11 protein-coding genes and 1 tRNA gene are annotated in these 11,437 nt (G+C 43.9%); 9 read left to right on the forward strand and 3 right to left on the reverse strand.

Going from position 1 to position 11,437, the window contains the following annotated elements:
* The first annotated feature begins 48 nt into the window (after positions 1-48).
* From IQ263_RS05785 to IQ263_RS05805, 5 genes are all read left to right on the forward strand, one after another.
* Complete coding sequence (locus IQ263_RS05785; RefSeq protein WP_194066577.1) at positions 49-1,167, forward strand: chemotaxis protein CheW; 1,119 nt, start codon at positions 49-51, stop codon at positions 1,165-1,167.
* A 447-nt stretch (positions 1,168-1,614) separates the two neighbouring features.
* Positions 1,615-3,075 (forward strand): methyl-accepting chemotaxis protein, encoded by a 1,461-nt coding sequence (locus IQ263_RS05790; protein WP_194066578.1) that lies wholly within the window; start codon positions 1,615-1,617, stop codon positions 3,073-3,075.
* A gap of 91 nt (positions 3,076-3,166) precedes the next feature.
* A complete protein-coding gene (locus IQ263_RS05795) occupies positions 3,167-3,520 on the forward strand; it encodes a methyl-accepting chemotaxis protein (RefSeq protein ID WP_370588989.1) in 354 nt (117 codons plus the stop codon).
* Positions 3,517-4,008 carry a methyl-accepting chemotaxis domain-containing protein gene (locus tag IQ263_RS05800; protein WP_194066579.1) on the forward strand — a complete coding sequence of 164 codons (492 nt, stop codon included), beginning with the start codon at positions 3,517-3,519 and terminating at the stop codon, positions 4,006-4,008. The genes IQ263_RS05795 and IQ263_RS05800 overlap by 4 nt, the downstream gene beginning before the upstream one ends.
* A gap of 26 nt (positions 4,009-4,034) precedes the next feature.
* On the forward strand, positions 4,035-6,527 hold the full coding sequence (locus IQ263_RS05805) for a hybrid sensor histidine kinase/response regulator (RefSeq protein ID WP_194066580.1): 2,493 nt from the start codon (positions 4,035-4,037) through the stop codon (positions 6,525-6,527).
* Here the strand turns inward: IQ263_RS05805 and IQ263_RS05810 are convergent.
* Positions 6,524-6,739, reverse strand: coding sequence for a hypothetical protein (locus IQ263_RS05810; protein WP_194066581.1), 216 nt, complete (start codon positions 6,737-6,739; stop codon positions 6,524-6,526). The two genes, IQ263_RS05805 and IQ263_RS05810, sit on opposite strands and share 4 nt — an antisense overlap.
* Between IQ263_RS05810 and cheB the strand changes: the two genes are divergently transcribed.
* Positions 6,726-7,814: a chemotaxis-specific protein-glutamate methyltransferase CheB gene (gene cheB, locus IQ263_RS05815; RefSeq protein ID WP_194066582.1), complete on the forward strand. Its 1,089-nt coding sequence runs from the start codon at positions 6,726-6,728 to the stop codon at positions 7,812-7,814. The genes IQ263_RS05810 and cheB overlap by 14 nt on opposite strands.
* Before the next feature lie 165 nt (positions 7,815-7,979).
* On the opposite strand, the gene IQ263_RS05820 is transcribed toward cheB, so the two are convergent.
* Positions 7,980-8,369, reverse strand: a complete 390-nt coding sequence (locus IQ263_RS05820) for a response regulator (RefSeq protein ID WP_194013022.1) — start codon at positions 8,367-8,369, stop codon at positions 7,980-7,982.
* Between the two features lie 653 nt (positions 8,370-9,022).
* Between IQ263_RS05820 and IQ263_RS28210 the strand changes: the two genes are divergently transcribed.
* The 3 genes from IQ263_RS28210 (at position 9,023) to IQ263_RS05830 (ending at position 9,846) form a co-directional block, all read left to right on the forward strand.
* Positions 9,023-9,406, forward strand: coding sequence for a hypothetical protein (locus tag IQ263_RS28210; protein WP_228049816.1), 384 nt, complete (start codon positions 9,023-9,025; stop codon positions 9,404-9,406).
* 26 nt (positions 9,407-9,432) lie between these two features.
* Positions 9,433-9,747 carry a hypothetical protein gene (locus tag IQ263_RS30080; protein WP_486579270.1) on the forward strand — a complete coding sequence of 105 codons (315 nt, stop codon included), beginning with the start codon at positions 9,433-9,435 and terminating at the stop codon, positions 9,745-9,747.
* A 27-nt stretch (positions 9,748-9,774) separates the two neighbouring features.
* Positions 9,775-9,846 (forward strand) — tRNA-Gln (locus IQ263_RS05830).
* Between the two features lie 160 nt (positions 9,847-10,006).
* Here the strand turns inward: IQ263_RS05830 and IQ263_RS05835 are convergent.
* On the reverse strand, positions 10,007-11,437 hold a 1,431-nt coding region (locus IQ263_RS05835), incomplete at its 5' end, for a serine hydrolase (protein WP_370588991.1).

An 11,437-nucleotide genomic window follows, 5' to 3' on the forward strand; every position in this document is an offset into this window, starting at 1 on the left:
AACCATGTGTTTTTCCCAAGTCCCAGTCAATAAAGTGTCACAATCAATATGGAAACTAAGCCGTATCTTATATTTAAACAGAACGGTTTGCTCTGGGGTGTAGAAGTCGCCTGCGTTCGGGAAATTTTCTTTCTACCGGAGCTGACACCCATCGCCGAAGCGCCTCCAGATATTGTTGGGGCGATCGATCTCAGGGGATCTATTCTGCCGGTGATGGATCTAAATCTTCGTTTTGGGTATCTGTGGCACGAGTATTGTTTGACAGATAGTGCGATCGTTATAGAATGGCAAGAAGTTCGAGTTGCCATCATTGTTAATGAAGTTACCGAAGTTAAGCAGATCCCGGAAGATGCAATAACTCCGCAGCTATCTTACGGGCGAGACAACTCAGAGGCGTCGCATCATTTTGTAGCTGGATTTGCTCGCTGCGGGGCCGATATGATTATGCTGCTCAATCTCGATCGCCTAATTCGATATTCTCCCGACAAAACAGAGGCAGAAATTCCCTTTTCTGCAAGCATTGCAGGCTCTGGGGCGTTAGCTGGCAAGGTAGAGAGCCAAAATTTGCACTTAGAAATAGATCCAAAATTATTAGCGGAAAATGCTAAATTTTTGAGCCAGCCTCGCGTTTTTTGTCCCAATGCTATGCCGGAAGAAAAGGCAATTTTTCGAGAGCGAGCTGATAATTTGAGGCTCTTGGGCGATCGCAAAAATTCTGAAGCAATTAATCTGTCGCTGGCGGTGGTTCTCTTAAACGACGAATATTTTGGTATTAATCTAGAGGTAGTGCGTGAATTTACTGACATTCGCCAAGTAACTCCGGTTCCTTGCACTCCCGATCGCATTATTGGAAATATGAATTTGCGGGGCGAGATTCTGACGCTAGTGGATATTCGGAATGTTTTAAATATGTCGGCGGATACAAAATCTCTATCTAAGGCGATCGTTGTTGAAATTGAAGATTTGGTTGCAGGTATAATTGTTGATGAAATCTTAAATATTATATATTTGAATGTGGCAGAGCTTGCGACTATTCCTGCTGCAATAACTTCGGAAAACCGCGAATATCTGCTCGGTACTACTATTTACAAAGAAAAAATCATCGCTGTTCTCAACTTACATAAACTCCTCAAACAAGGGGGAATTGTTGTTGATGAGGAGGTTTGAAAAAAGATTTTATCAGCCCATCGGAATTGCGCCGGCACCAAGAAACTCCGCGCCACCGGAAATTCAAGAAAAGATATAGCCTTTCTCAGCACAAGTGCCATACACTGGGATTTTTCGTAATTGGTAATTGAGAAATTATATATAGGTTGCCATAGAGCTAATTTTATCACCCAAATACTCCCCAAAAATCCTCAATCTCGGTTAAAAACCCGGTTGATTGACCTTTTGGTGTAAGCCATGTAATTACTCGCCCTCATACCTCACAAAAATTAAGAACCGCTATAGCAATAAAACGGAATTTGCTATGATATTATTTGTTAGTGTCACTGCACGGCATCGAGTCCAGAAGTGGCCGGCTGATTTCTGTTGTTAAGGCGGTATTCCTAACGAAGAGCGCAGCGTCACAATATTACCAACAGAAATCCCATCTTAAATTCAGGAAAAAAGATGTTTGCTAAAATTAACAATTTAAACATTAGAAACAAGATACTGCTCGGATATCTAGTGCCAGCAACTATATACTTAGGGTTTCCCGTAGTAGTTATCGCTACTACCAATCAGGTATTTAACACTTTCCAAGAAACAGAAAGAGTAGAGCAAGTAATCGGAGAAACCAGTAAAATATCCGCAGGTGCGGAGCAAATGGTACGGGGGATGCGCGGGTATATAATTAATAAAAATCAGCAGTTTTTAAAGGATTTTCAAGCAGGTGCAGAATTAGCTCGCCAGTCGGCGAATAATGTAGAGCAGATCGTTAAAGATCCCTCACAGAAAACCCGTTTGTATAGGATGCGAGAGCTAGTCAACGAATATTATGATGGTTCTAACGAAATTGTTCGCTTATTGCAGCAAAATCAAAAAGAGAAAGCCATCGCTCTATTTAATACAGGCAAGTACACAAATTTTGTGAATGAATTTGTGGAAGTGAACCAGGTATTTCGGGAAGCAGAATTAAATATAATTAAGGAAAAAACGCAGATGACAAAGGAAGCTTTACACTTTTTGATATCGACGCTGCTGGTTGCTTCGGTGCTTTTAATGCTGTTTGGTGCGGGCATAGCTTGGCTAATTTCGTCAGGAATTGTCGGAACTATCGATCGCGCAATTAGTTCGATCGCTACTTCTTCCACTGAGATTGCAGCAACAGTTGAAGAACAGGAACGCATGGCAAGCCAGCAAGCAGCTTCAGTCAATCAAACTACTACGACAATGGACGAATTGGGCGCATCTTCTCGCGCGACTTCACAGCAGATAGAAACTGCCGCATCTCAAGCAATACAAGCTTTAAATTTAGCTGGAACAGGTACAAAAGCTGTTGAACAAACTTTAGAAGCAATGGCAACGCTGAAAACAAAAGTGCAGGATATGCAAGGGCAAATTATGCAGTTGAGCGAGCAAACCGATCGCATTGGCAATATCTCAACTGTCGTTAGCGATTTGGCAAATCAGACTAATATGTTAGCGCTTAATGCTGCCGTGGAGGCAGTGCGGGCGGGCGAACACGGCAAGGGATTTGGCGTTGTCGCGTCAGAAATTCGCAAACTTGCCGATCGCAGTAAAAAATCTGCTACGCAAATTAATCTCTTAGTTGCTGATATTCAAAAGGCGATTAACTCAACAGTAATGGTGACAGATGAAGGAACTAAAACTGTAGAATTTGGTGTAAATATTGCCTCAGAAACTGCAGCAGCCTTTGCTGGAGTGGCTGATGCAATTAACAATGTGGTTTTGACCTCTCAGCAAATTTCGCTGAACGCCAAACAGCAAGCAATCGCGATCGAGCAAGTGGTGGAAGCTATGAACTCACTCAACCAAGCAGCGGCACAAACGGCTTCCGGTATCACTCAAACTAAAGTCGGTACTCAAAAATTGAATGAAGCTGCTTTAGATCTAAAAGCAGTTGTTTAAGAATAGCGATTAGTTCTGATAGCTTCACAAAAAGATGTAACTGTAAGCCTCTTTTCCCCCTGATGACAGTACAAGTCAGATTGGCAATATCTTGACCTTAGCAAGTTTGGTTAGCGATTTAGCCAGCCATAGGAATATCCTGGCTCTCAACGCCGCCGTGGAAGCAGTCAGAGCCGGTGAGTACGGTAAAGGTTTGGCGTTGGTAGCAAGGGAAATTCGCAAGTTAGCAGATGAAAGTCAAGAAGTGGCACAAAAGATGAATGGTATTATTCCAGAGATTAAACGTGCGATCTACTCGACTGTGAAAGCAACAGAAGAGGGAGCCAAAACGGCAGTAATATCAATTCCGGTTGCATTCATACCTGATGTTAACAATCAACAGTCAACAGTCAACAGTCAACAGTCAACAGTCAACAGTCAACGCCTGAATTTACTATTCCGATGAAGACAGGATTTGATATGACAGGGGTGAAAACAGTACGAGATATGGCAGAAGCTTTTACGGGGGTTTGGGAAGCTTGCAATCTGGTGTTTACTAGCAATCAACAAATTTCTTTTAATATTAAACAGCAGGCGATCGCTATTCAGCAAGTAGGTGATGCCATGAATTCTCTCAACCAAGCCGCTTTTCAAACAGTCAGCGGCATTACTCAAGTCAAAATCGGCACTCAAAAACCCGAAGCTGCATTAAATTTCAAGTCTGTGGTGTCAGAAGTATGTTCGGAAACGAGGGGTGTACGGGATTTAATGGATTTAATGGATTTAATGAAAAATTGGGCGCATTTCAGTTTTGCATTTACAGTGCGAGCCTCCCCGCTCGCGATTTGTACAATACGCGAGATATTAAACTCGCACTATGATAAAAAAATGCTTTTTGCAAAACTGAGATGCTCCCGAAGAATTAGCGATTACCAATTAGCGATTACCAATTAGCGATTACCGATTACCCAAAGATATATATGATAGAAGATCGAGAACTACGAGATGTATTTAAAATTGCTAGTCAAGAACACTTGCAGAAACTAGACGATGGATTTCTGTACTTGGAACAACATCCAGGGGACTTAGCTAAGTTAGAAGAATTGCTGCGGGAAACCCATTCTCTTAAAGGTGATGCTGGGATGTTGGGCGTAAAAAATGTAGCATCTTTAGCTCATCAAATAGAGCATATTTTGGGAGGTATCAAGCGGGGAGAAACTCAACTAAATCCAGAGCTTAGCGATCGACTTTCCCAAGGTTTAGAGGCGCTTCGCCAACTCGTTAACGAAGCCGTCACGGGTCAAGATTCCGGCGTCAATACATTTTACGTGCTCGCTAGCATGATGGGTGCTTCTAGCAATCCCCAGCCCGCCGCCCCGACAGCAGAACCATCATCTTCACAAGTACCAGAACAAGAATTAGTAAAAACGCAATTTACTAATTCGGAAAATATACCACCAGAAACAAACAATGAAACTTCTTTAGCCACTAATTTAGATCGTAATTTCTCTTTTTTGACGGTACAATCGGAGCGAGAATTGCTGTCGAAATCTCAAAAATTGCCTGCCGCTTCTGGCTCCGCTGCTACATCGGATTCCGAACCGACTGTTAACAATGGTTCTTTTAGTTCGTCTTACCGCATCGAAACAATTCGCGTTGCTACCAAAAGTTTAGACGATTTAATGACTCAAGTAGGGGAACTAACTGTTACGAAAACTCGGTTAGTACACCGACTTGCTGAACTCGAAAAAATCACAACTTTGTGGGAAGATTGGAGCCGAGAAGCTTTTATAAATCCGTTGGCTTATCATCAAATAGAAACTGAGAAAACCGGGTCTGAACAAAACTCGATAGTCATGCAGTTTCAGAAATATTACCAGCGGACTGAAGAACATTTAGAACATCTGGGAACTTTAGTAAATCGCTTGAATAATCTAGTTGATGAAGATACGGCTAGACTCGAATTAATTACGGAGGAATTAAGCTCAGGAATTCGCACTCTTAGACTGCTGCCTTTGTCTACTATTTTTAATATATTTCCCCGAGCGGTTAGAGACTTGGCGAAGCAGGAAGAAAAAGAAGTTGCATTAGTCATTGAAGGGGGGAAAACTTTAGCTGATAAACGCATTTTAGAAGAACTGAAAGACCCTTTGATGCACCTGATTCGGAATGCGATCGACCACGGCATCGAGACTACCGCCGAACGCGAAAGGCTCGGCAAACCTCCCGTGGCTACTCTCCGAATTAAAGGCTACCAGACTGCTAGTAATATTATCATTGAAGTTGCTGATGATGGCCAGGGGCTGAATCTCGATCGCATTAAACAAACTGCTGTCAAACGCAACGTCTGCACGCCGGAAGCACTCGCCCTCATGACAGAAAGCCAAATTCAATCGTTGATTTTTGCTCCGGGTTTTTCCACCAGAACATTTGTTACTGAAGTCTCTGGCCGGGGGGTTGGTTTAGATGTAGTTCGGACTAATGTTGAATCACTAAAAGGCAGTATTCAAGTTGAATCTGTACCAGGAAAAGGATGTATTTTTCGGCTAAGGATCGGCACATCTATAGCTACTGCCAATGTATTAATTATAGCTGTTGAAGGTGTTGCTTATGCGCTGCCTATTGAGTTTGTTGATACGGGAATAATGGTGGCTAATTCTGATATTTTTCCTTTAGAAGGGAAAGCAACTATACTTGTCGATGGTCAGCCGCTATCAGTTGCGTATTTGGCAGATTTATTAGAATTAAGCAAGGGAGAATGGCTGCCTCAAAATCAGGAGTGGAGAGAGGAAAGTTGGAAAGAACTCAACAGGAAAATAGAGGGAGAATCCCTGACTTCAAATTCTCAAAAAATGTCTTGTATTGTCCTGAAAGTTGGGGAGGAAAGATTGGGATTATTTATAGATACTTTGATTGACGCACAGGATGTGGTGATTAAACCTCAAAGTCAATTGTTGAAACGGGTGCGAAATGTTTCAGGTGCAACGATTCTCGGAACGGGGGAAGTTTGTATGGTACTCAATCCTCATGATTTGATAAAATCTGTACGCAAACAAGTTTCGTCGCGTGAGGTTTCTGGCGGGCGATCGCCCGTTGAGACAGTCAGCCGCAAACAAGTTATACTTTTAGCAGAAGATTCGATCGCTACCCGCACTCAAGAAAAGCGCATCCTCGAAGGTGCAGGTTATGAAGTGGTGACAGCCGTAGACGGAATGGATGCTTTCAATAAATTAAAAACTCGCTACTTTGATGCTCTGATTTCAGATATACAAATGCCAAATTTGGATGGCTTAGGACTTACTGTTAAAATTCGCGAGCAAAAAGAATACAATGAGTTGCCGATTATTTTGGTAACATCTTTGGCATCGGATGAAGATCGAAAAAGAGGGGCTGATGCCGGGGCTAATGCTTATATTCCTAAAGGTACGTTCAATCAAGATGTATTGATTGAAACCTTGAAAAGGTTAGTTTAATTGTAGAAGAAGGGGAAGGGGAAGGGGAAGGAAGAGGGGGAGAGTGGGAGAGTGGGAGAGTGGGAGAGACGGCTACCAATTCCCAATCCCTCCGCTTCGCGCTCGCCCAATTCCCAATTATCCATTCCCAATTCCCAATCCCTCCGCTTCGCGCTCGCCCAATTCCCAATTATCCATTCCCAATTACTTAAAAAATTCATGTCTTCGGTCATAAAAGTATTGTTAGTAGAAGATTCCCCAGTAGCTACGATTGTCCTCAAGCGCATTTTGGATGCTTCGCCAGAAATCCAAGTTGTAGGAACCGCTTGCAACGGGTTAGAAGCACTAGAATTAATTCCGAAACTTCAGCCGGACGTTATCTGTACGGATTTTAATATGGCAAAAATGAACGGGTTAGAATTCACGCAGGAAGTGATGAAAAAATACCCGCGACCGATTTTAATAATTAGTGCTTCTGTACAAGCAAGCGATACTCAAAATGTATTTGAACTTATGGAAGCAGGTGCATTAGATGTTTTCCCCAAACCGATTGGCGGGTTGGCATCAGATTACGCTCGTCTCGCGAATGAATTAATTGCTAAAGTTAAAGTTTTGTCGGGAGTTAAAGTATTTACGCGGCATCAAAGGCTGGGAGGAATCGAAACAAGCGATCGCCCCAGCCCAAAAATTAATCAATTATCAGCGCACAATTACCAATTATCCAGGGAAAATCTTAAGCCTCATACTATTAAATTATTGGCTGTAGGCGCGTCTACAGGCGGGCCGCAAGCGCTGCAGTCGATTATTTCGCAGTTTCCAGCTAATTTGCCAGTGCCGGTAATTTGCATCCAGCATATCAGTGAAGGATTTTTGCAGGGATTGGTTAACTGGTTGGGTTGTGAATCAAAACTGCCGGTGAGAATAGCTGGTTTGCGGGAATTACCGCAAGCTGGGATTATTTATTTTCCGCCTGAAAAGCGTCATTTAGAATTGGATTCTCAAGGGCGATTTATTTATTCGGAAGGTGGTGGTGAAGGGGGACACTGCCCATCTGTAACGGTAACTTTTAAGTCAGTTGCTAATTTTTATGGTAGGGGGGCTGCTGGTGTTTTGCTAACAGGAATGGGTAGAGACGGTGCTGAGGGTATGCTGGCGATCGCGCGAGTAGGAGGCTTGACAATTGCTCAAGATCGAGACAGTTGCGTGGTTTTTGGAATGCCGAAAGAGGCGATCGCCCTTGGTGCAGCTCAGCACGTTTTACCCATCAGCGCGATCGCTCCCCTGCTGTTGGCTAAGTTAAAAGTTTAGCACTTAGGGAAAATATATAGCCTTTTTCAAGCGTGGTGAGGAGTTGACATTTTAGATTGAGGAATTGGGGGATTGAGGGATTGAGCGATCGATCTGTCAATACCTCATATGAGAGATCTAACTGCTATAGAAGGAGACGGCGGTTGAAACCGCGCCCATCTTCTTTTATGATTTGAGAGTGATAAACTTACCAATAACTTCGCGCAACTTTTCAGCATCAAAGGGCTTAGTTAAATACTCGGTTGCTCCCGCCAAACGACCCTGCACCTTATCAAAGGCTCCATCTCTGGCTGTCAGCATTACGATCGGCAAATTTTGAAATTGAGGTAAGCTTCGTACTGTGCGACAGAGTTCCAATCCGTCAATACCAGGCATCGAAACATCGAGCAACAAAACAGAAATTTGTTCGTGATAAATCGTTGATAAAGCATCGACTGCATTGTCTGTCACGAGAACTCGAAACTCTTTGCTTAAGGCTTGTTTGACCAGTCCTTGCATTACTACGCTATCATCAACTGCCAAAATAGTTGGTATTTGAATGCTAGTTGCAGACATATTCTTCTCCCGGTTTATTTATAACTTTTGAAAAGAGAAAACATAATTTTCGCCATGTCGAAGGGCTCGAAAACAGGGATGGCTAGAAAAGTCGAGCGCCTATTACAACACTTGCAAAATCTCCATCTCAATGCTAAAACCCTCGACGGTCGAGTTTGACCAACTATCGTTACAAAGTTTAACATTTTGGCAATCTTTTGTACTTCATTTTCTCACTGTAATTGAGTAGTCTGTGGCACAGACTCGTAAACCGCACTGGTATTGTGGCACAAATTGATTATTTTAATCTACCAGCAAGCCTCCTACGCAGGATTAGACAAGTCCCTTAAAATACACTTAAATTTAGAGAACTTGCTCCAAAAAATCCGGTTTCTTGGAAAATCGTTGCTCATCCCAGAGATGCTTGAGGAAAAAAACCCGGGTTTTGTGCCTCGCCTGCCTCTAGGACTGACTTATTCAAAAATTCTCTGTAAACTGCTATCCGCGATGTATGGGTGAAGCGTGTTTTTTCCCTGGGGAGGCTCTTAGATTCACCCAGCCGGAGTATTAAAAAGCACAGTCAAGTCGAAATATAATTTGTATCGTATTTAGATCTGCGGTGTCCTAATTCCATAACTCAAAAGTTTCAATTTCAGTCAAGGGGTTGCTCTGAGTTGGGCGCAAGCAGGCTGCACGCGACTTGTGCCAACAGTCTCCCGACACAAAATACAGAGCTTGTTTTGCAAGGGCCGGTATTGAAGCCGGTGGACATTCACGAAGGGGTTGACAGCAGGCTGCTGATTTTGCAGGGCGGCTTGAAGTCCAACGGGCTGATACCGGGAATTGAGGTAATTAAAGACTGGGGCGACTTGCCGAAGGTAGAGTGCTATCCCGGAGCTCTCAACCAAGTATTTATGACTATTTGGGGGAATGCGATCGACTCTTGGGAAAATCGGCCCGCGCCCAAGACGTCGCCATCTCGACGGCGCTGGTGGCCGGAGAGTGGGAGAATGCTGAGTTTGGAAAGTCGATCCTCTTCGTTGGCGCAGCCCCCGTAGGGGCGGGCTCCGCTAACGGCAAATTTGTGGTGATTCGGATTCGCGACAGCGGACAGAGATTGACCCAAAAAGCTAAATCCCGCTTGTTTGACCCTTTCTTTACCACTAACCCCGATGGGGCAGGGTACGGGACTAGGCTTGTCTATCAGTTACCAGATTGTGGTGGAACAGCAGGGTGGCAGTTTGAAGTGTATCTCGGAACCCTTACAGGGAGCAGATTTCTGGATTTAAGTCCCGCTGTATCGCCCCGCACCGGTCAAACAAAAAACTGGCGGGCGATCGGTTTAAAAAATATTTTTGAGATTTTACTGTCAAAATGCTTGACAGATTTAGGTGTTTGAATGCTAATATGATGAAGGTTAAGACGTTGGGGCGTCGCCAAGTGGTAAGGCAGCTGGTTTTGGTCCAGCCATTCAGAGGTTCGAATCCTTTCGCCCCAGTTAAATTGTTTGTACAATGGTTGATTCAGAAGGAGTAAAGTCCTCACTACGAACCAATGAATTATGTTTGTAGTGAGGACTTCAGTGTTTCTGAATCAAAAAACTAAAGTCCTGACTGCAAACCAATTTTATTGTGGTTGTTCGATCGCCCCACATCAGATCACTGGGAACTTTTGATCTCGCGAGCGTTGAGCCGATCGAACACGTATCGCGAAATGGCCGGAAATGCTGTTTCGTCTCTGGAATAAGCGGGATCGTCAGCAAAAACAGCTAAGATATAAATCGCGCGATCGTCCAAAGTCCTGACAAATGCCACTTCGCTGCGGGATTTGGAAGTATAGCCAACCTTGGAACCAAAATAAATCTTAGTTGGTAAAGACTCGCCCAGAAATCCTTTGATCGAGTTGGTAGGGTCATTTTTCCAGGCCTTGGGGTCTAAATCTCTCGTCAGCAAGTAAGCCATTTTGCGGCTGGCGATGCTGGAAACAGCTTGCCTAGTATAGATTTCATATATTAATCTGGCGGCTTGATCGCTAGTTACTTGATTGCGAATTGGCTGGGAAGCATCGCCCCGCAATTGCAAGTCACGACCGATAGGGCCTTCTTGATGCAAATAGTGTATGGGATAATTTTTGGTGCTTATACGAATATCATTGTAGCCGGCTGACTGGAAAAATGAATTAATTTGCGTGCGTTTTTGCAGCCATGTTTGCAACTCTTCTCCTGCGAGCCGGACTCCTGATTTTGTATCAGTGATTTTGTCTAAAATCCGGCTGGCGGCATCGTTGTTGGAGAAACCAATCATTTGTTCTAGGTCGTTTTTGAACGTTGATTCTTTTTGCGTAATTATGCCTTTTTCGGTGGCTGAGTAAAAGGCTGCCATCCAAAATAACTTGGCAACGCTAGCGGGAAATCTGAGACTTTGATTTTGATATCCGGCAATGCTGTGGGTTTGGGGATTGCTAACATCAATTAAGCTAATTGATAGCTTGTCTGCAGGCAGTCCTTTGCTGGTCGCAATCTTCACAGCTTCATCAACAATCCCTTGCAATTCTTGAGAGTAAGTTAAATTAGGAGGTGTTTTGATGTTGTAGCTGAAGGTAGGCTCGCTTTGACGATCGACTAAACTTTCCGGTGTTTGAATTATCGGCGGCGAGAGGGGTTCTTGAGTCAAAATGACTGGCGGTTCTGGGGGACGGCGAATTCTGAAGGGTATTGTGACAATCCAAAAAAGCGCGATCGCCCCAGCAACTAAGCACAGGATGTTACCGTATTTTAATCGAGAAAATTTCGTCCTGACTCGGCGACGAGATTGGACGGGAGGCTGGCTGCTTTGTCTGCGCCTGACTGGACGCTGGCTGCTTTGGGGTGGGGATTGGGTTAAACTTCTGGCATCCATCTTCTCTCGATAAAGAGACCGCAGATATAAGGCAGAGGAACGCAGATAAACGTAGATAATTTTAAGAATTGATACCGACTTTTCCCAGAAATCTATGGGGCGCGGGGATGCAACTGGACGGCTGCTACTTTGTCGGGATGGGACTGGACGGCTGCTGCTTTGTCGGGGCTGGATGGGGCGTTGGGGCCCGAT

The sequence above is a fragment of the Tychonema sp. LEGE 06208 genome (genome assembly GCF_015207505.1).
Classification (GTDB): domain Bacteria; phylum Cyanobacteriota; class Cyanobacteriia; order Cyanobacteriales; family Microcoleaceae; genus Microcoleus.

What these genes read in the sequence shown, in the direction of transcription:
- IQ263_RS05800 (WP_194066579.1), top strand. Translation starts at nt 3,517, where the DNA reads ATGAAGACAGGATTTGATATGACAGGGGTGAAAACAGTACGAGATATG.
- cheB (WP_194066582.1), top strand. Translation starts at nt 6,726, where the DNA reads ATGTCTTCGGTCATAAAAGTATTGTTAGTAGAAGATTCCCCAGTAGCT.
- IQ263_RS05785 (WP_194066577.1), top strand. Translation starts at nt 49, where the DNA reads ATGGAAACTAAGCCGTATCTTATATTTAAACAGAACGGTTTGCTCTGG.
- IQ263_RS05810 (WP_194066581.1), bottom strand. Translation starts at nt 6,739, where the DNA reads ATGACCGAAGACATGAATTTTTTAAGTAATTGGGAATGGATAATTGGG.
- IQ263_RS05790 (WP_194066578.1), top strand. Translation starts at nt 1,615, where the DNA reads ATGTTTGCTAAAATTAACAATTTAAACATTAGAAACAAGATACTGCTC.
- IQ263_RS05805 (WP_194066580.1), top strand. Translation starts at nt 4,035, where the DNA reads ATGATAGAAGATCGAGAACTACGAGATGTATTTAAAATTGCTAGTCAA.
- IQ263_RS05820 (WP_194013022.1), bottom strand. Translation starts at nt 8,369, where the DNA reads ATGTCTGCAACTAGCATTCAAATACCAACTATTTTGGCAGTTGATGAT.